Here is a 21,565-nt window from a genome sequence, read left to right as displayed (position 1 = left end):
TTCACCTTTTCGCAGTAACGCATTATGGCACAGGAATATCCACTCCCGCGGTTTCACTTTCAGGTGGACTGGGGCGGCGCCAAGCTGAGCTTTACCGAAGTTACCGGGCTCAACATGCAGGTGCAGGTAATCGAGTATCGGCACAGCGACAGCCGCGATTTCAGCACCATCAAAATGCCGGGGCTGACCAAGAACGAGAACATGACCTTCAAGCGCGGCAAGTTTGAGGGCGATTTCGACTTCAACAACTGGCTCAACGAGATCACCAACGAGCGCGTCAACGGGCGCCGCGACGTGGTGATTCGGCTGCTCAACGAAAAGCACGAGCCCGTGGCAGCGTGGTCGGCCACGCGCTGCTTCCCGACGAAAATCACGGCGCCCGACCTGAAATCCGACGCCAATGAAATCGCCGTGGAAAGCATGGAAATCGCGCATGAAGGCCTGAAACTGATGAAAATCTAACGTTCCGCGACCGTGGCCGGCTACTATCCGCCCTGGGGATTCTACTACCGCGTGGAATTCGGGATCAGCAAAAACAAGAACGACACGGGCTTTCAGTCGGTGTCGGGCCTGTCGGTGGAGTACGAGATGGAGGAATTCCGCGAAGGCGGCGAAAACCGCTTTACCCACAAACTGCCGGTGCGCACCAAATACGCCGAGCTGGTGCTGAAACGCGGCATGCTCACCGACTCGGACGTGATCAAGTGGTGCCTCGCCGCGTTTCGCGACCGCGACTTCCGGCCCACCGATCTGAGCATCATCTTGCTGAACGAACAAAGCGAGCCGCTGCGCACCTGGAACGTCACGCAGGCCATCCCGAAAAAATGGCTGGTGTCGGATCTGAATTCCAACGACAACGCCGTGGTAGTCGAAACGCTCGAACTGATGTATCGTTATTTCAGCGTGCAGTAAATCAAGCGGTTACCTAAGCTCTCAACTCCTTCGTGATGCCCCTCGAAATCAAAGAATTATACATTCGCGTCACCGTAAACGCCCCCGAAAACCAAGCCCCGGCGTCGCGGCCGACGACGTTGCTGGCCGCGACACGCGATGGTAGCGCGGAGGCCGAAAAGCAGGCAATTATCGCAGAGTGCGTGGAGCAGGTCGCGCAAATCTTTCAGGCAAAACAAGAACGCTGATGGCCACCGGGGGGAAACTGGAAAAGCTGCTGATTCTGGGTTTTAAAGACTCGAAAGAAGCCGAAAAAGGTGGCATCCCCGAAGCCATCCAGAACGACGCGTACTTCGAGGCGCTGATCAATCCGGAAACCTACACCCTCGATTACAAGCTGAAATTCTCGGAATCGGGGCAAGGCCAAGGCACTAGCGGCAAGCAACTTAAGTACGAATACACCGAGCCGGAGGAGATCACTTTTGAGTTTCTGTTCGACAACACTGGCATCATCGACGGGCAGCCCCGCGAGAACATTGCCGACGACCTCAAGCGGCTCAAGCAGATTCTGATCGAGTACAAAGGCGACTCCCACGAGCCGCGGCATTTTAAGCTGGTGTGGGGCCAAAATTCCATTTTCAAAGGCCGCGTCACCGAGCTGAGCATCACCTACAAGCTTTTCAATCCGGACGGCAGCCCGATTCGGGCGGTGGCGCGGGTGAAGTTTAAAAGCAGCATCGAGGAGCAGATTCGGGCGGCCAAAGAGGACAAAAAATCACCCGATCTCACGCACATCCGGCAGGTGAAAGCCGGCGACACACTGCCCTTGTTGTGCTACCGCATTTACGGCGACGCCCGCTACTACCTGCAAGTCGCGGCGGCCAACGGGCTCGGCAATTTCCGCTACTTAAAGCCGGGGCAAGATCTTGTTTTTCCACCCATTGATAAAACTACTGCATGATAAAACCCATACCTATATTCAATATAACTAATTGACAATCAAGTAATTACAAAGCATAAGAATTCCAATGGCTGCCAACGAATCCGCTATTCCTACCCCGGCAACGCCCGATGTCTGCACAGCTAAAATATTGGTGGAAGGCGCCGAAATTCCCGGTACCATCCATGTGCAGTCTGTTGTGGTGATGCGGGAAGTAAACCGGATTCCGTCGGCGACGCTGCACATTCAGGACGGCGAGGCGTCGCGCAGCACCTTCGCAGTCGGTAATGCGGACTACTTTATTCCGGGCAAAAAGCTTGAGATCAAGCTCGGCTACCGCTCGCAGGAAGACACGGTGTTTAAGGGCATTGTGATCAAATACAGCGTCAAAATCCGCAAGAACAGCAGCTTCCTGATCGTCGAATGCCGCGACGAAGCTGTGAAAATGACGTGCGGGTTGAAAAGCCATTATTTCGCCGGCAAAAAAGACAGCGACATTCTGGAGGAAATCATTGGGCGCTACGGGCTCTCGAAAGACGTCGAAGCCACGAAGCCCGACCTAAAAGAAATAGTGCAGTACGAGGCCACCGACTGGGATTTCGTGCTTTGCCGCGCTGAAGCCAACGGCTTGCTGGTGCTGGTCGAGGACGGCAAAATCCGGATCGCCAAACCCGATACCAAGCAAGAGCCCGTCGTGAACGCCGCATTTGGCTTCACCCTGCTGGAGCTCGACGCCGAAATTGACGCCCGCTTGCAAAGCCCTGGCATTAAAGCACATAGCTGGAACGCTACCGAACAGAAAGTAGCCGAAGCCGAAGCCGCCGAACCTGCCACGACCAAAAATGGCAACCTCACGCCAGACGCTCTCTCCAAAGTCATGGGCGGGGCGGCGCATTTGCTGCGGCACGGCGGCAAGCTCTCGACGCCCGAGCTGAAGGCCTGGGCCGACGGCGCTTTGCAGCGCGAGCGCCTTGGCAAAGTGCGGGGCCGCGCGCAGTTTCAGGGCTTTGCGGGCGTAATGCCGGGCAAAACTATTGATATACAAGGCATTGGCGAACGCATGCAAGGCAAGATGCTTATTGCGGGCGTGCGGCACCAATTTGCCCGTGGCAACTGGGAAACCGACGTGCAGTTTGGCCTCAGCCCCGAGCCATTTGCCGAAACCTACAACCTACGCCCGTTGCCGGCCGCGGGGTTGCTGCCGGCCGTGAGCGGGCTGCGGGCTGCTGTTGTCACGAAGCTGGAAGGCGACCCCGACGGCGAAAACCGCATCAAAGTGCGGCTGCCCCTCATCAGCGAGCAGGAAGAAGGCACTTGGGCGCGTATTTCCACGCTGGATGCCGGCAACAACCGCGGCACTTACTTCCGGCCGGAACTCGGCGATGAGGTGATTGTGGGGTTTCTGCACGACGACCCGCGCCACCCGGTAGTGCTGGGCATGTGCCACAGCAGCAAAAAACCGGCCCCCGTGCCGCCCTCCGACAAGAACCACCATAAAGGCTACGTGTCGCGGGAGAAGCTGAAAATCACTTTCGACGACGAGAAAAAAGTGATGGCGTTTGAGACGTTTGCCGGCAACAAGATCACGCTTTCCGAAGCCGACAAAGCCATCACGATCAAAGACCAAAACGGCAACAAAATCACGCTCGACAAAAAGGGCATCACCATAGAAAGCACCAAGGACATCGTTTTCAAAGCCAAAAAAGACGTCAAAGCCGAGGGCGTCAACTTCGACCTCGCCGCCAAATCGGCCTTCAAAGCGACCGGAACCAGCAGCGCCGAGCTTTCTGGGGCCAGCACTTCCGTGAAAGGCAGCGCCACGACCACCATCCAGGGCGGAACGGTGCGAATCAATTAACGCGCTATAAATCAATTGCAATGCTTCCAGCGGCCCGCGTCACCGATATGATTTCCAGCCCGGCTACCAGCGGCGTGCCCACGCCGATTATTCCGCCGGGAGCGCCCACTGTGCTCATTGGCGGCTTGCCGGCGGCCCGCGTCGGTGATACGTGCGGCGTGGATGCCATCGTCAAGGGCTCGCTCACGGTGATGATTGGCGGGCTGCCAGCCGCTCGTTTCGGCGACCTAACCGGGTCGGGCGGCGCGGTGCTGGGGCCAGGAATGCCTACCGTACTCATCGGCGGCTAAGCGTAACGTAAATTTTTCGTTTAGATCACAATGTATTGATTATCAATAATTTACAATAAAAACATCTCTTATGAACCTCACTTTTCTCGGTCGCGGCTGGTCATTTCCTCCCACTTTCAATCCCGTATTTCGGGGGGTGGAAATGCTGGAGCAGGAAGCAGACATTGCCTCCAGCCTGGAGATTCTGCTCTCGACCATGCTGGGCGAACGGGTGATGGTGCCCGAGTTTGGCTGCAACATGGAAGAGCTGGTGTTTGAAAGCCTCGACACGACCACCAAAACCCTGATGGCCGATAAAATCGAGTCGGCGATTCTGTATTTCGAGCCGCGCATTACCCTCGAAACCGTGCGCCTCGACAGCAGCCGCGAGCTAGAAGGCGTGGTGCTTATCGAGGTGATTTACAAGGTGCGCACCACCAATTCGCGCTTCAATTTCGTCTTCCCCTTCTACAAAAAAGAGGGCACCGATATCAACCTGACGACTACCCTCAACCTGCTGCCGGACCGATAACCTACATCGACGGAAATGGACTGCTCTCAGAACACGGACCCGCTCAAACTCATCCGCGAAGGCACGAGTCAGGCGCAGCGCACGAGCCAGGCGCTCTCGCCCGACTCAGCCCCCGTGGACGAGCGCACGCCCGCGCACAGTATGGTGTTTGCGCAGGCGTACAGCCGTTATCTGAAGTATTACAACGACAGCAACGTAGCAGCCGGCGACTGGCAGCAGTTCTTTTCCGACGACGTATCGCTGCAGCTGGCCACGGCTTCGATTCAGGATGTCGAGCAATACAGGATCCGAATCAGTGAGTTTTTTGGCTTTCTGAATACCCTTGATAACCAAGGGGATGAACCGGGGTTGAAAGAGCATTTGGGCTATCTGTTTAGCAGCGCCGGGACGCTGGCCAAGCAGCTCGACGCACTTGCCGAAGCGCTGCCGAAAGAAATTGCGCTGAAAACCGGTTTGCAAAACCTCATTCAAGGTCAACTGGCCGAAGGCTTCAAGCGCCTGATTGCCTACTACAAAGCCGGCGATACGCTTAACGTGCTGACGGAGGCCGTACCCACGCCGGAAATGCGCATTTTGGGTGGCCCTGTATCGACATTTCTTTCCATTATCACCGCAGGCCTGTCCAAGAACTGGATCACCAACGGCGCACCCGATTGGGCCACTTACGAAGCCGGTATTGCCGCCGATGCAACGGTGTACGGCAGCGGCGGCAGTGTCTTCGCGCAGGTCAACCACCTTGCCACGCACAACCTGTTTACGTCGGTCTTCGACCAACTGCTGAAAGTGTACGCCCGCGTAGTGGCCGATGCGAAATTGGCGCTGGAAAATACATTCACCATCTGGGACGACCACGCGCCGCATTATGCGCTCTTTCTTGCGTTTCTGCGCCTGCGCGAATACGCCCGCCACGAGGCGAATACACTCACCCAGCGGCACCTCGATTTTTATTACCGCGACATTCTGCGCCTGCGCGAAAAGCCCGCGCAGCCAGCCCACGCGCACCTTTTGCTGGAATTAGCCAAGCACGTCGATTCGTATTTGATCGGGCAAGACGAATTATTCAAAGCTGGGAAAGACGACTTGGGCAAAGAAGCCTTCTTCGCCAACGACCGAGATTTCGTAGCGAATCAGGCTCTTGTAACGAGCTTAAAAACGATCTACCGCCACGGCAAAGAACCGGTGGGAACGGATGCCAATGCCGACAAACAAATCGGGCGCTTGTACGCATCGGCTGTTGCCAATTCCGACGACGGACTGGGCGCCGAACTGACCTCGCCGGATAAGTCGTGGCATCCTTTCTTCAACAAAATTTACGTCGATGGAAAGCTGGCCGAGATAAAGATGCCAGCGGCGGAAATTGGCTTCGCCATCGCCTCGCACTACCTCTGGATGGCCGAAGGCACGCGCACTATTACCGTCGATTTTACGGTGACAGCGGGCACATTCCCGGCTTTGTCCGACAAGATTATTTGCCTGCTCACCACCGAAAAAGGCTGGCTGGAAAAACCCGCCACCATGTTTGCTACCGAGTCGGGCGTCTTGCGATTGGTCGTCGAATTATCGGGCGCCGACCCGCCCGTGACGCCGTATTCTGCCGACACCCACGGCTACACGTTCGCCACCAACCTGCCGATCCTATTGGTGAAGCTGCGGCACCAGAATTCTGACAACTACATCTACCCTTTATTTCAGGATACAGTAGTTCAGAAAATCGACTTGAAAGTAAAAGTCGCGGGCCTCAAGACGCTGGCTGTTTCCAATGACTTTGGGCCCGTCGATACGTCCAAACCGTTTCAGCCTTTTGGCCCTTCGCCAGTCGCTGGCAACGCCGTCATTATCGGGTCGAAAGAAGCCTTTCAAAAAAACCTTACCAGCGCTTCGCTCGACGTGGCGTGGCTGACCACGCCGGCCGCGTATCCGAGTGGCACGGTGCCAAACATCACCATTGATTTTCTACAGGCTGGCAATTGGCAAGCCTCTGGCATTGTGGCAATTGCGGTGACTTCCGGCACGTTTATTTTCTCCAATAAGCTGGATTCATCCGTCGTCGATGCGCCCGATTTGGAGGAGGATGATTTTTACAACACCGCTTCCCGGCACGGCTTTGCGCGCCTGAAATTGGCCGCCGGTTTTGGGCAGAGCCAATACCAAACCGATCTGCTTAAATACCTGCGCAAAGACACGGGTGCGGGCGACCCCGGTAACCCGCCAGTTGGCCCGTCGATAAACGCGCTTTCCTTGAATTACGAGGCTGCCCAAACCATCCTGCTGAACTCTGTGGATAAGGCGGCTTTTGCGAAACGCCAAGCGCTCTTTCTCCACGTCGCGCCATTTGGGCAGGCTGAGCAACATCCGCTGCTGAACTCGGCGCACAAGGTTTACCTAGTGCCGCAGTTCGACTTTCAGCGCGACAATGCCAAACAGGAAAGCGAGGCCGAATTCTACATTGGCCTCAGCGCGTTGCAACCGCCCCAGAATGTAGCCTTGCTGTTTCAGGTAGCCGACGGCACCGCCGACCCGCTCGCGCAAAAGCCCGAACCACACGTGCATTGGAGCTATTTGCGTGACAATGAATGGATTACCTTTCCTCAAAATGACGTAGAAGACCAAACCGACGAGCTACTGAATTCAGGCATCGTCACGTTTGCCGTGCCCCGCGACGCGACTGCTACCAACACGCTGCTGCCCACCGAGATGCACTGGATTCGGGCCGCGGTGTCGGAAAAAAGCGAGGCGGTTTGCCGGCTGATCAGTGTGGCGGCGCAGGCGCTCCGCGCCACGTTCACCGACCGTGATAATGACCCGGCTTTTCCGGCCAAGGTGCTACCAACCGGCACCATTTCCAAGCTCGATCAGCCGGTGGCGGCCGTCAAAAGTATTACGCAGCCCTTTGCCACTTTTGGCGGCCGAGGCCGGGAAGCATCCGACGCATTTTATACGCGCATAAGCGAGCGCCTGCGGCACAAAGACCGCGCAATCGCGCTCTGGGACTACGAGCACCTCGTGCTGGAGGCTTTCCCACAGATTTATAAAGCCAAGTGTATCAATCATTTACACTACGAGCCAAACGACAGCGGTACCGGCATTTACAAAGAACTGGCACCGGGGCACGTCACGGTGGTGACCCTTCCGGATCTGCAAACTCAGAATCTGCGCGACCCGCTGCGGCCTTACACCAGCTTGGGCCTTTTGCAGGAAATCGCCGATTTTCTGCAAAAGCGCATCTCCTGTTTTGTAAAGCTGCACGTCAAAAATCCGCAGTTTGAGGAAGTGGCTGTCAGCTTTAAGGTGCGGTTCTACGACGGGTTCGACGAAGCCTTTTACACCAAGAAATTACAGGAAAGCATCACCCGCTTTTTGTCGCCGTGGGCATTTCCGGGGAGCGGCAGCCGCGGCCCTTCCTTCGGCGGCAAAATCTATAAATCGGTGCTCATCAACTTTGTCGAAGAGCAACCCTACGTGGACTACGTGACTGATTTTCAGCTCTTCCACGATGTAACGGGCACTGCCGACCGCGAGGAAGTGGAAGGCTCCAGAGCAGTTTCCATTTTGGTTTCCGTGCCGGCCAAAAAGCATTTGATCCAGGTAATTAACCCCGCCGAGGAAGAGGCCCACCACGAAAAATGTCCTTGCGAAGCATGAGCCAGACGCCCGTCACCATCCCGAAGCAGCCCGCGCTGAAACCCGCCGAGGACTTTTTCCGCCTCCGCCGGGAAGGGATTGGTTTTATCGAGCAAATGGGCAGCCGCCAGTGGACGGATTACAACGTCCACGATCCCGGCATTACCATTCTCGAAGCGCTCTGTTACGCCATCACCGACTTGGCCTATCGCATCGGCTGGGACGTGAAAGATATTCTGGCGCCGGCCACGCCCGCGCCCAATCCCAAGCAGCCTTTTCCGAACCAAGCCTTTTTCACGGCCCGCGATATTCTGACCGTAAATCCCTGCACACCCGACGATTTTCGGCGGCTGCTCATCGACCGGGAATTGGTGCGCAACGCGTGGCTATTCTGCAAGGAATGTGCTTGTGACGTACACTATTACGCCTGGTGCGAAGACGACGAATTACAGCTAGCCTACGAAAAACCACTCAACCGAAAATTCAAACCCAAGAAAGTATCGGTACTGGGGTTGTACGAAGTGCTGCTGGAGCTGGAATCCGACCCGGACTTAGGCGATTTGAATGATCGCAAAATTGAATTTACCTACTTCGTATTCGATACGGAAGGCAAGCGACACGCGGTCACGCTTGAATTGCGCTTCCCGGATTGGGGCTTGGAAAAGCGCGAGGCTTGGCAACTGTTTCTGGAAAGCAACGATGCTTTTTCCAGTCAGAACGGCGCCTCGTTTAATCTTACGCTGTTAAAATTCAACCGCAACAAAACCGATAACACGCCCCTTACCGATGCGCAACTGCGCAGCAATTGGCGAAATGTTTTCTACGCCAGCTTTGAATTAGAACTCCTGCCCGGCGGCGAGAAAATCACCATTGAAAATGCGGCGCTGCGGATTTTCGGCGATACCACTGCGAAAAACCAAACCAGCGTCGCCGACATAGCTGCAATGCTGGCCGATAAAACCGCTGCTGGTTTCGTGACGCGCTACCGTCGGAAATTGCTGAAAGTGGCGCAGTCCGTGGCCGATGCCAAAGCAACGCTACACGCCCACCGCAACCTCGACGAAGATTATTGCCGCGTGCAGGGTGTGGCCATAGAAGACGTAGCCGTTTGCGCCGATATAGAAGTTACGCCCGGCGCCGACATCGAGCGCGTGCAGGCGCAAATCTGGTTTGCCATCGCGCAGTATCTCAATCCGCCCGTGCCGTTTTACACGCTTCAGGAAATGATGGATGCGGGCATTCCGGTGGAAGATATTTTCAACGGCCCGACGCTCGATAATGGCTTTATCAAGGCCGAAGAACTGGAACAAGCGCAACTGAAAACCGTTTTGCGCGCTTCCGATATCATCAACCTGCTGATGGATATCGAGGGCGTAATTGCGGTAAATAACCTGCTGCTCACCAAATACGATGCGGAAGGCAACGTCGTAAATGGGGCCGCCGACCCCACATGGGTAAATGGCAAGCCGGTATTTGACCCAAGTAAATCCAGTGCTTCGTGGCTGCTGTTTGTGAGCGCGCTGCACCAGCCGCGGCTGTATTTCAACTTGTCGCGGTTTCTGTTTTACAAAAATGGCCTGCCGTTCCTGCCGCGCCTTGACGAGGCCCATGATACCCTCACGCAATTGCGCGGAGAAGCCGAGCGACCCAAAATCAAAAATGCGCCGAATGATTTGCCCGTACCGGCCGGCACTTTCCGTAGTCCGGAAGACTATTTCCCGGTGCAATACAGCTTCCCGCTGACCTACGGAATTGGCCCCGCGGGCTTGCCTTCGCATGTGTTGCCGCGGCGCCGGGCGCAGGCTAAACAATTGAAAGCCTACCTGTTGGTATTCGAGCAGTTGCTGGGCAATGCGCTCGCCCAGATAGCCCACACGGCCGATTTGTTTTCCCTCGACCCCACGGTCAAACGCACCTATTTTATTCGCGAGTTCAGCGAGTCGGTCATTCAGGGCTACACCGATTTGATCAACGGGCTCAACCAATCGGCGCTGGAAGAAATGACGGAAACGCTCCCCGAGTTTCACGAGCGCCGCAACCGTTTTCTCGATCATTTGCTGGCCCGTTTTGGCGAGCAATTCAGCGAATACACCCTACTGCTCACCAATCTGCAAGGACAGGAAATTGGCTTAGCGCATTTGATTGACGACAAAATCGCGTTTCTGAAAGCCTATCCCATTATCAGCCACGATCGCGGTAAGGCCTTTAATTACACGCAAACACCTTGCGCGCCAGATAATATTTCGGGCCTGAAACGCCGCATCAGTTTGCTGCTGGGTTACCCTGATCTCAAGTTTTCCTGGACGCTGACGGGCACGGCACCGGGGCCGTTTACCGTCACGGGTTTTCAATTAAAAGACCAAAGCGAAACCCTGTGGCTCGAAGGGGACCTCAGCGTAAGCGGCCCCTCCGAAGCCGCCGCGACGCAACTGGCATTTCAGGAAATCATTGCGCAAATGATTCAGCCCAGCGCTTACGAAATCGTAATTGACACGGCGCAATTTCGGCTTACGCTCAAGGATAAAAATAACAACCCGCTTGGCCAACATCCCGAATTATTCAAAGCAAAATCCGCAGCTCAAGAGCTTCAAGATGAATTACTTAATTGGAGCAGCAACGCCCGCGCAATTGTAGTTGAGCACCTGCTGCTGCGGCCCAAATTTCCGGGTGATGCGCTGTACCCGGCCTGCACCGACGGCGGCTGCAAAACCTGCGGCGACGAAGATCCCTATTCGTTCCGCCTGACGTTTGTAATGCCCGGCTGGACGGCGCCGTTCAACGTCAACCTGGACATGCGGCAGTTCGCCGACCGCACCATTCAGCAGGAAACGCCTTCCCACATGGTAGGCAAAGTTTGCTGGGTTGGCAACGACGGCTTCATAGAAAACCCTTGTGATGAGGTAGTTATCAAAATAGCTAACCTATTGACTGACAAAGTGTTAACCTCTGACGGCACAAGACCTACCGAAACAGACGCCTGTGCCTGCGCCTTGGCTATTTACGCCGCATTCAGCGAAGTATTCCGCCTTTGGTACGACGACAAAACCCTGCTTTACATCCAGCCAGACGCCTTGCAAACGCTGCTGGAAACGGAGTTTTCGGCGAAGCTCTCCCCTGCCAGCGTTTCCTGCACTACTGTGCTGGAAGTTAGCCTATGGACTGAAATCCAAGCAATTATGGTGGAGTATTTCCATCAGATCGCGCTATACGGTTGGCAGTTCGAGCGATTCGAGGATGCTTGGTGCGCGTGGCTGACGGCCAATGCTGCCTTCGACTGGACGGAAGAACGTTTGCAGGAACGCGTGGAAGCCCTTCTCAAGGCCGGTGTAGTGTCCGCGCCCGCCGTGACCCATTCCAGTCACGATGAGTTGTGCAAATGCGCCACCGCTATTCTTACGCAATACGGCGTCGCTTTTTATGACTGGATGGACGCCAATTTCAAGGCCGGCCGGGCCTTTGCTGACTTCACCGATTTTGTGCCCGCGCCTATTACGCTGTGCCCCGGCTTCACTTTTAAACCAGATACCGAGGCAGCCTTGGAAGCACTGCTGAAAGACCGCTACGAGGCCTACCGAGAAGTTTCGTACCGACTCTGGGTGGTGGTAAATCTGCTCAGCAAACTGCGCAACACTTACCCCGGCGCCACCCTGCACGACTGCGACGACGGCAGCGATCAAAACCCGGTGCGCTTGGGCAGTACGGCCCTCGGCAATTATCTTTTGCAGCGGGTGCTTACGCCAGAAATCCGCGAAGCAAATGCCAAAAAGACTTCTCCGGCAAAAGCCAAACGCGCCACGCCCAAAAGGCCGCCGAAACCGCCCAAAAAAGCATAGCTGATTTTCCTTAAATGGTTAAAAACCGCCCTTCGCCATGCGACCGACACAAGATACTTATCCGGTCTTCGAGGCCAATCAGGTGCTCACCAATGCGCATCTAAATCAGGTCTTTAACTATTTGGATGAACAGGAACGCCTGACGCGCGCCAACCTCATCGGCATTGGCATTGTCTGCGGCCTGGAAATTCAGCTCGACACAACGGCGGGCACGGCGGTTATTTACCTTTCCAAAGGCTGCGGCATCACCTCGGAAGGTTATTTGATCGTGGAGCCCGACGATGTAGCGCTGGTTTCGTACCGTGCTGATTATAAGGTTCCTAACGAGATAGAGTATCGGCCTTTCAAAGACCCGGTTTCGAAAGCACAATACCCGTTGTGGGAATTGTTTCCGGCCGGCGAGCCCGATACTACTGCGCTGGCAACCCCAGCTAACTTTCTGGCTGACAAGGCGGTACTGTTGTTCTTAGAACTCAAAAAAGAGGGATTGCGCAATTGCAGCCCCAATAACTGCGACGACAAAGGCGCCGACGTAACCGCCACCGTGCGCCGCCTGCTGATCAAGATCGAAGACCTCACCAAAATCATTGCTGAGGCCAACAAATTAAACGCAAACCTCACCTTCACCGATCTCGAAAGCGCGCTCCAAGCCCGCCTCCACCTGCCCGACATCCGCTTGCCCCGCTACGACGTCCCGAATACGGGGCCGGCCACTTCCAACCAGGTTCTGGCGGCGTTTTTCGAGGTCTTTCGCAGCGAAAAACTGGCGCAGGCAATGGGCAACGCACTGACGGCCGCCTACAACGCCTTTCGGCCGGTAGTAGAAAACCAATATCCGTCTAATCCTTTCGCCAGTTTCGGTGCGACGTTCGGTTTTCTGGATACCGCCCCGACCACCCCCAGCCAAGTGCGGTTTCTGCAGTATTACTACGACTTTTTCGACGATTTGCTGGCTGCCTACAACGAGTTTCGTTGGAAGGGCGGCGAGTTGCTGTGCGCCTGCTGTCCGCCGTCGGAGTTGTTTCCGCGCCACCTCATGTTGGGCGTTCTGGAGCCGACCTCGGTACCGAACGCGGCCCTGTATCGCCATTATTTTTTGGCCTCGGGCGCTATCAGCGGCTGCGAAGAACAGACGCGGGACGTGGTTTTGCTGTTTCAGCGCCTGGTGGAAATGATTGTACGGTTTACGCCCAATCCGCCGCCGCCGAAGTCGGCCACCAACCCGCGCGTCGATACGCAAATTCGCATTACGCCCAGCAAACTCGCCGATGTGCCGCTTTCCGAGAAGGCCATCCCCTATTATTACCTGCAAAACGGCACGCCTCCGTTATATCACGTTTGGAGCCCGCAAAAGACCCGTCGCGGCCGCGCCAACCAAAACCTGAGCTACCGTGCCGACGAGTACGTGCCTGCGCCCCCGCAGTTTGTGCTCCAACCGCTGCGTTACGACCTCGAGCCGCACAATTTTCTGCGCATCGAAGGACACCTAGGCAAGAACTACCAAACGGTGCTCAGCACGCTACTTTTTCAGAAAACGCGCTACCGGCTTCCCATCGAAATCTTGGCGTTGCGCACGGGCGCATTCGACGAAAACATTACTCTGGATTTGAGCAAGGAAGACTGCCGGTTTCAGGATCTGGAAACGCTGTATGACACCTTGCGCGCCGAGCTAACCTGCTTTCTCTGTAAGGAAACGCAGTATTTCTACAACCTGCCGCTTGAAAGCCGATTTAAAATCCCTACGCCGACTAAGGCCAAGCTGCCGCTGTTGGTGCAGTGCGCACCCGACTTTCTAGTGCAGCCGCAAACGCTGGGGCGGTTGTTTGAAGACTGGTACAACAACCAGCCCGGCGGCGTAATTCCGGAGCTTGATCCCAGCGTCATTATCAACTTTTTGAACAGCCAAAATGTCGGGCAGTCCAACCTGATCATTTTCTACATTCTCATCTACATTTCGAAGCTGTTTGACCAGCTCACGCCCGATGCCCGGCAGCTGGATTTTGTGCGCTTTGAAAAGCGGTATCAGGATTTGGTTAGCGTTACGGAAGCCATCGAGCGCGAGCGCGAACAGGCCACCGACAACCTCGAAGGCAACGCCCGGCTGCTGAGTTGGGAGGAGCTCGACGACCGCCTCGAAGCCATTCTGTACAACTGCCGTCTTGCTGCATTTCGGGCGTTGCTGGAAGAATACCGGCGGCGCGTGAAAGAAGCGAAGCAGAAGCAATTTCTCAGCTATTTCCTGCAACAGAACCCCGGCATTCAGCACAAAGCTGGGGTGCCGTTGGGCGGCACGTTTATCCTCGTGTACCACGACGATCCGGAGCGGCGCCGGCCGGGCCTGGGGCTAAATCGGTTTGACCTGACCAACCTGCGCGCCAACGTTTTCTCGACGGCCATAACCAATCTCTCAGCGGCAAGCGCGCTCAACACGGAAGCGGTAGCCGAAGCGCTAGAGCGGATTCGCACCAATAGAGAACTAGTTGTTAATGAAGATGTTAGGTTTATCATCGGCACCCTGACGGGAATTGCGCCGAATACCACGGCGGTGTTGCCGCCAAACCAAAATGACGAGGTCGAAAAAGTAATCGCGGCGGCCGTCAACGAGCTGGTAGATGGCACTGTCATCGCAGACTTTTTCCTTCCTTACATCTGCTGTTCCGATTGCTCGCCGGTGCAGTTTGTGCTGCCCAAAGCGCCACCCACTTTCACGGTGCAAATCGGCTGCACCAACCCCAACAATGAGGCCGAAGTAACTATCACGCCGGCAGGCGGCATGGAGCCGTACAGCGTCAAACTGGACGACCAGGAGTATCGGCCGCTCACCGGCGCCGTGCTGGCCGGCACGGGCACGCACACGCTTATTCTGCGCGACGCCGAAGCAGTCGAAACGGCTCCGCAGACCGTCGTCATTGCTCCGCAATTAACACTATCGGAGCCGTCCTTCGACTGCGTTGGCGATAACAACGAGTACATCGTAGTCTTGCAGATTTCGGGCGGCACGCCGCCTTTCACCGCCAACCGCGGCACGGTCAACGGCACTACGTATTCCAGCGACGCGCTGCCGGGCGACACGGAAACCGAAATCATCATTACCGACAGCCTCCGATGCAGCGTCACGCAGCGCGTGCAACACTCCTGCCTACCCGCGCTGGCCTTCACCGCCAAAGTGGGCTGCACCACTCCCAACAACGCAGCACCAGTAGAAATCAGCGCGACGGGCGGCACTGCGCCTTACGAGCTTCAGGTTGATAACGAGCCGTTTAAGCCCGTGGCTGGCTCCATGTTCCTTGCCGTAGGAACGCACAGCTTGGTGGTGCGCGACGCAGCAGGAGCCCTAACCGCGGCCCAAACCGTAACGGTAGCGCCCCAGTTGCTGCTGAAAGAAACGGACTTTACCTGCGACGGCACTGCTTCTTACCGCTCTTTCCTGCGCGTGGAGGGCGGCGTGCCGCCTTATCTCGCTAACGGAGCACCCGTAACCGGCGACAGCTTCGCCACCGACCCAATTGCCAGCGGCACGGCCACTACCATCGAGGTGAAAGATCAGAATGGGTGCACAGCTTCGCTGGAGGTGCAGCATACCTGCGAGCAACCCTGCAACCTGCCCTGCGGCGGCCAATCGCGGCGCTGTGCGTACCGGCTGTGGCTACAACCACCCGTCGAAGGGGCGCCGTACGAAACCTACAAGCAGGATTCGGAGGTAAAATTCCAGTTCAACGGCCAGGATTTCGCGCTGGCCGATGCGGGCAGCTTAGTGCAAATACAGGCTGGCCAGCTCAACGGCAATTTCCGCAATGCCATCGGCGGGGCAGTCAAAAAACTCAACGAGCGCATCAAGCAGGCGCTGGTAGCCGAGTTTGGGCCTGAACTTGGGGCCAACCGCTTGGTGCTGAGCTACGAGCCGGCCGACTCCGACCCGTTTGGCATTCTCTGGATAGAACACTTTGAATGTGAGCAATTTAGCCTTGAGTTTAATTATTCTTTCGCCAAACCCACCCCGGCCTTTAGCCTGCTGATGCGTTACACCAACGAGCCCGACGTGACGGGCGCTCCCTTCAACGGCGCAATCTTGGTCAACCGGCGGCTCAACAACAAGGAAACGCGCGTGCCCGCCTTCGACTGCCGCGAACGCAACCAATGTACCGGCACCGATTTTCAGAAGCTATGCGAAGGCCCTGATCCCAAACCAGTTGTGGGCATTGAGCGCCAGGAAAACAACGGCTTTCTGTTTGCAGGCAAAGTCGAAAATGTGCCCGTCAATTCGGTGGTAGCCTGGGTGTGGGATGTGCCCATCGCCCAACCGACTGAGCCCTTTTACGAAGGCCCCAAAGTAGAGGCGCAACTGCAAAAACCCGGTGGCACGGCGCGGCTTACGGCCATCACGCAGAAAGGCTGTTTCGGCACCGCCGAGCAAAACATACCCTAATGGCGCACCTCATTCGGCAACAAGTTTTGCACGTAGAATTGAACGGCACCGAAGCCGATGGGCTTGCGCTGCAAAAACGTCTCTCGGCCCTCTGCCACAATTGGTTACAGCCGGAGATAGAGCGCATTTTCGATCGCTCAGCGCCAACTGAGGAACATTTGTATATCGAACAGCTCGAGGTGAACCTAGGGGCATTTGACCTCAGCCGGCTGGAGCAAGAATTGCCAGCGGCCGTGGCGGAGGCGCTCGAAAAGGCCATTCGGGAGAAGGTCGGGACTGCGGGCCTGCCTATCGGATCAGGCGGCCGGGAAGTGCAACTCAAAACCGACGCACAGGTGGTTTGGGAAGCCTTTTTGCACTGCCTGCGCACAGGGCGGTTGCCGTGGTCCTTCCGACTTCCGCCGGGTGAAACGCTGGAAACGGCTTTGCAAAGAATGCTGGCGGCGGGCGTACCAGCAGTATATGTTGCCGAAACTGAACATCTTATTCATTCACAGACGGCGCGCAAACGCTTAGCAGAACAATTTTCGGAGGGTTTCTTGGCTACGCTCTTGGAGTTGATAAACCAGCAAACCTCCGCGCGGGAGCAGCTAACAATTGCCCAACTCAAAGCCTCGTCCCGCACTGATGCTCTCCCCGACGACGTACCGGAACCTACTTACCCAGAAACAGAAGCCCTGTATGTCGAAGATGCGGGGCTGGTGTTGCTGCATCCCTTTCTGCCACAGTTTTTTGCAACGATGGGCGTGGCGCAGGCCCAAAAATTACTTCAGCCCGCACGGGCGCTATTTCTACTGCATTACTTGGCTACGGGCGCCGAAACCGCGAAAGAATACGAATTGGTGCTCCCCAAAATCCTCTGTGGCCTGCCTGTGGACATGCCAGTTGAGGGCAACGTAGAGTTGACGGAAATCGAAAAAGCCGAGGCCAATACCCTGCTGGAAGCGGTTGTTCGGCACTGGGGAGCGCTCAAAAACACCTCCCCCGACGGTCTGCGCGAGGCTTTTTTGCAGCGCGCCGGCAAGCTCTCCCGCCGCAACGACGACTGGCTGCTGCAAGTAGAGCAACGCGGCCACGACCTGCTGCTCGAATCGCTGCCCTGGAATATTGCCGTGTCACAGCTGCCTTGGATGCCCAATTTACTGTGGACCGACTGGACATAACTATTTGACTATCAAATAGTTATTAATATACCTTAAAATACTCTGCGGACGCTACGAAGCTATGAGAATCACGGCGGAAAAACTGGTAAAAGCGGCACCGGCACCCTCGGGAATGCGGACTGCCCAGCCTTTTTTTGAGAAGGCCGGGCGGGGCGAATTTTTCGAGCCTATCCGGCAGGCTACCCAGACGCCGACGCAAAACAAAATCCTGCGCAAAGCCGCCGGGCTGCCCGATGTGCTGTTTGAAACGCAGGCTACCATTCCGCCCAAAATTGACAGCGGCGAAAGCGTGCCGGAGGAAATTCGGCGGGCGGCCGAGTTGCGCCTGCAAGCCGATTTTAGCATGATCCGGGTGCACCGGGACTCAGAATCGGTGGGCATAATCCAGCCGCTGCGGGCGCAGGCACTCGTCTTTCAGCAACATATTTTCTTCGGGCAGGGCGAGTATCAACCGACTTCGCAAGCGGGCAAAAGCGTGTTGGTACAAGCGCTGGCGCATACCTTGCAACAAGGCGTTGCGGGGCTGAAAATCAATGAGTTGATACGGGCAGAAACGCAGCTTTCGCCACCTGATCTTTTGGCCTCCACAGCCGCCAAACCGGATACAGCTTCTGGCGGCCCGGTAATAACTGAAACCACGGCGCTCGCTGAAAAAAATGCCGGTGCCAGGTCCGCCGGCCAGCCTGGAGCATCTCCTCAGGCTACGCCCGAAACTGATGGCCTGCAACCGGGCGAGGCGCCGGTTCAGAGGGCGCCCCAAACGCCGCAGCAAGACCCGGAATTTGGGAAGGTAATTGGGCAGACGCGCCAGGTGAAAAAAGCGCAGAAATCGCACAAAAACCCCCAGGAAAAAAACACGGCGGTTACCGAATCGGCGCACCTGCCGGTAGCCGATCAGAAAGCCTACAACGATCGCAAACAACACCTGGAAGTCATCAACAAAACGGCCGTCAACAACAAGGACGCCAACAAAAAATTCACGGCCGCGCAGTTCAGAAAACTGTTGCAGACGCAACTGAATGAGCTGGAGAAAAAGCTACCGCACAGCGAAGACGACAGCAAGCAGTTTAAGCGTGACAAACCGCTGGAAGGCATCAAGAACAACGTTAAGCAGCAGGTCAAGGACGAGAGCAAAAACGTGGCGGCCCCCATCACGGCGGAAACAGAGAAGAAAGCCCCTCCCGAAAGCAACCTGCCTACGCAAGAGCCCAAACCGCTGGTAGAGGAAAAAGCAGGCGCCAACCCGCGGCCCATCGACGCGGTAGCGGCCGCGCCCAAGCCCAAAACGGACTCCGAAATCTCGATGGAGAAAGAGAGCCAGTCGCTGGACGAGTTGATGGAGAAAAACCACAACACCGAGGAGCAATTCGCCGAGTCGAACGAACCCAAATTTCAGCAGGCCCTTAAAACCAAGAAAGAGGCGCAGGCCAAAGCGGGCGAAGCACCACAAGTGTATCGTGTTGACGAACAGAAAGTTATCGCAGGGGCACAGAAAACTGCGCACAAAGACGCCGTAGTTGATTTTGGGGCCATGCACGCCGTACGTGGCCAAGGGCTCCACACGGTTTACGACAAGCAATCGCACCACGACAAAGACGACAAAGAAGAGCAAAAGCGCATCAAAGGCGAGCTCGACGCCATTTATAACAAGACCAAAAAAGACGTCGACGATATTTTCACGGCGTTGGGCAAATATGTAGAAGACACGTTTGAAACCGAGTCGAAGGCTGCCAAAGATGACTTTGAAAAACGCGTGGAAGACCAGCTCGACGACATTCACGGCTGGGGCGTGCGAGACTTTTTATTCGGTGAGGATACCGAAGCCATTGAAAAGGTTTTTGAGCGGGAGAAAAAGAAATTTATCGACGCCCTCGACCTTACGCTCAACAAGATTGCGCAGCGCATTGCCGACGACCTGAACAAAGCCGTCGAATGCATTCAGCAAGGAGAGGCCAAAGCCGAAGGGTTTTATAAAGGCCTCAATACCAAGCAACAAGGACTGGTAAGCGACGCGATGGAAACCTACCGCGTGCAGTTTGCCAACCTAGAATCCAGCGTGGATGAGAAGCAGGCGGAGCTGGCGCACAGTCTGGCCGAATCTTACAAGCAAAACGTGGATTCGCTGCGCAAGACCTTCGACAAGATCAACGAGGACGTGCGCAAAACCTGGATTCAGCGCGCCGCCGAGTTCATCAAGGAAGTTGCCCTGACCATTTATCGGTTGGGCGAACTCTTGGTGACCGTGCTCGTGCGCATTGCCTACGTCATCGGCGACATCATTGCGCACCCGATTCGCTTTCTGGAAAACCTGGCGGCGGGCATCAAGCAGGGGTTTGCCACGTTCGTGGAGAACTTCGACACCTACCTGCTCGAAGGATTTTTCAACTGGTTGAAGGGCAAAGTAGGTGGCGCCGGCATCCGGATTCCGGCCAAGCTGGACACCGCCGGCTTGTTTAGCATTGCGCTGCAAGTCATTGGCCTGACGTACGATAACTTCCGGGAAATCGCCAAAAACAAGCTGGGTGAACCAGTTGTCGCCGCCATTGAAAAAGGCGTGGAAGGCGCCGAGGAAGTGTACAAGCTCATCCAGATGGCCCGCACCGATATCGGGGCTTTCTGGGCGCACATCAAGGACGTGCTGGCCAATGCCGTGGATGAAATCTTCGAGAAGATTAAGAAAACGGTGCTCTACGAAACCATCAAAAAGGTGCTGGCCTACATTGTTACGCTGTTCAACCCCATAGGCGCCTTTATCAAGGCGGCACAGGCGATTTATGCCGGCATCCGGTTTCTGATGGACAACATCGAGCGCATCATTGCCTTGGTCAATGCGTTTCTGGATGGGGTGGAAATGGCCGTGAAAGGCGACGTCAGCGGCATCGCGTCGAAGGTAATTTTCGGGCTGCAAAATGCCATTGTGATGGGCATTGACTTCCTGGCTAAGTTATTGGGCCTGGGCAACTTAGCCGACAAGGTGCGCGCCATCATCAAACAACTCAAATCGCCAGTAGATCGGGCCATGGGATTTGTAGTAGACAAGCTGCTGAAACCCGTGGTGGGGCTGGTTCAGAAAGCGGGCAAAGCCGTGGTGGGCGCTGGAAAGAAAGCGGCTAGCGCCGTGCTAGGCTTTTTCGGAATTAAGAAGAGCTTTTCAACTAATACAGGCGAAACCCACTCCATCTATTTTGAGCAACGCGGCGAAAAGCCCATCCTGAAAATTGAAAGCACTCCGCAGGATATCAAAGCATTTCTGGAGTTCTACCAAAGCAACTACAAGCTAGACTCGGCCAAAACTACTCTGCTCTCGATGATCTGGACGCATTTATCGACTTACGATGGCGATTACAACGACCTGAGAAAAGTGGGTGCAGATACGGAAAAGGCCAAACCGATTCACCAGCGCTTGTTGCAGAAAAATGAAGCGCTTACCGAACTACTTCGCACGCTGCTGAGCGGAAACAGGTCAATTGGCTTAATCATTGAAAGTTATTTGCTGGAAGGCATAACGGGCACCTACGCCAGTATGCCGCGGCCACGCGTCGATTTTCTGACTCCCGACCACCAACCTCAGGCGGCAATTTTGAAATGGGCTGCCGACTTACAAATAAACAGGCGGAAGTTATTCAGCAGCCGGAGCGAAATGGCGAATAGGGCAAGTGGCAGCCACGCAAGCGGTGGATATGCCATTAACATACACGAAAACAGGCACAAAGAAGGACGGACGTTTGGCTCGAAAGGCGCAGATACTTTGAATGACTTCGTCACTTTCGTCACCGGCAAAATCACCAACGAACCGGACGAGCAAAAAATCAGGGATATCGTCGTGGATCGAATGAAAGTTGAGTTACAGCGAGACGTAGTGGCTATGCGAGCCGTTCTCAGGCGCAGCGATGTCTGGGAAGACATCAACGAGATTACGGATATCACCAAGGCTGAAAAAGACAAGCTCAAGGCAGGGATTAAAGCCCGAACCCTAGATGGTCTCAATCAAATTCAAAACCAGCCCATGGATAATCTGAAAATTAAATAAGC

12 protein-coding genes are annotated in these 21,565 nt (G+C 55.7%); all 12 read left to right on the top strand.

Going from position 1 to position 21,565, the window contains the following annotated elements:
- Positions 1 to 24 precede the first annotated feature (24 nt).
- Positions 25 to 462: a phage tail protein gene (locus FHG12_RS16515; RefSeq protein WP_139516774.1), complete on the top strand. Its 438-nt coding sequence runs from the start codon at positions 25 to 27 to the stop codon at positions 460 to 462.
- A gap of 12 nt (positions 463 to 474) precedes the next feature.
- A complete protein-coding gene (locus FHG12_RS16510) occupies positions 475 to 912 on the top strand; it encodes a phage tail protein (RefSeq protein ID WP_139516773.1) in 438 nt (145 codons plus the stop codon).
- Between the two features lie 35 nt (positions 913 to 947).
- Entirely contained in the window at positions 948 to 1,139 is a 192-nt protein-coding gene (locus tag FHG12_RS16505) for a DUF5908 family protein (RefSeq protein ID WP_139516772.1), read from the top strand.
- The gene (locus FHG12_RS16500; protein WP_139516771.1) at positions 1,139 to 1,852 is read left to right on the top strand and encodes a CIS tube protein; all 714 of its coding nucleotides are present in this window, start codon (positions 1,139 to 1,141) and stop codon (positions 1,850 to 1,852) included. Before FHG12_RS16505 ends, FHG12_RS16500 begins: the two co-directional genes overlap by 1 nt.
- Positions 1,853 to 1,919: 67 nt before the next feature.
- Complete coding sequence (gene vgrG, locus FHG12_RS16495; RefSeq protein ID WP_139516770.1) at positions 1,920 to 3,689, top strand: type VI secretion system tip protein VgrG; 1,770 nt, start codon at positions 1,920 to 1,922, stop codon at positions 3,687 to 3,689.
- Positions 3,690 to 3,709: 20 nt separating this feature from the next.
- On the top strand, positions 3,710 to 3,979 hold the full coding sequence (locus FHG12_RS16490; RefSeq protein ID WP_139516769.1) for a PAAR domain-containing protein: 270 nt from the start codon (positions 3,710 to 3,712) through the stop codon (positions 3,977 to 3,979).
- 70 nt (positions 3,980 to 4,049) lie between these two features.
- Positions 4,050 to 4,490, top strand: coding sequence for a GPW/gp25 family protein (locus tag FHG12_RS16485; RefSeq protein ID WP_139516768.1), 441 nt, complete (start codon positions 4,050 to 4,052; stop codon positions 4,488 to 4,490).
- Positions 4,491 to 4,505: 15 nt separating this feature from the next.
- Positions 4,506 to 8,132, top strand: a complete 3,627-nt coding sequence (locus FHG12_RS16480) for a baseplate J/gp47 family protein (RefSeq protein WP_139516767.1) — start codon at positions 4,506 to 4,508, stop codon at positions 8,130 to 8,132.
- Positions 8,114 to 11,944 (top strand): hypothetical protein, encoded by a 3,831-nt coding sequence (locus FHG12_RS16475; protein ID WP_230471162.1) that lies wholly within the window; start codon positions 8,114 to 8,116, stop codon positions 11,942 to 11,944. Before FHG12_RS16480 ends, FHG12_RS16475 begins: the two co-directional genes overlap by 19 nt.
- Before the next feature lie 37 nt (positions 11,945 to 11,981).
- Complete coding sequence (locus tag FHG12_RS16470; RefSeq protein ID WP_139516766.1) at positions 11,982 to 16,370, top strand: hypothetical protein; 4,389 nt, start codon at positions 11,982 to 11,984, stop codon at positions 16,368 to 16,370.
- On the top strand, positions 16,370 to 17,533 hold the full coding sequence (locus FHG12_RS16465) for a contractile injection system tape measure protein (RefSeq protein WP_139516765.1): 1,164 nt from the start codon (positions 16,370 to 16,372) through the stop codon (positions 17,531 to 17,533). The genes FHG12_RS16470 and FHG12_RS16465 overlap by 1 nt, the downstream gene beginning before the upstream one ends.
- Before the next feature lie 61 nt (positions 17,534 to 17,594).
- A complete protein-coding gene (locus FHG12_RS16460) occupies positions 17,595 to 21,563 on the top strand; it encodes an eCIS core domain-containing protein (RefSeq protein ID WP_139516764.1) in 3,969 nt (1,322 codons plus the stop codon).
- Positions 21,564 to 21,565 lie beyond the last annotated feature (2 nt).

The organism is Hymenobacter jejuensis (assembly GCF_006337165.1).
Taxonomy (GTDB): domain Bacteria; phylum Bacteroidota; class Bacteroidia; order Cytophagales; family Hymenobacteraceae; genus Hymenobacter; species Hymenobacter jejuensis.
Note: the sequence above shows the minus strand (reverse complement) of the source record. Positions and strands in the feature narration are given on the sequence as shown.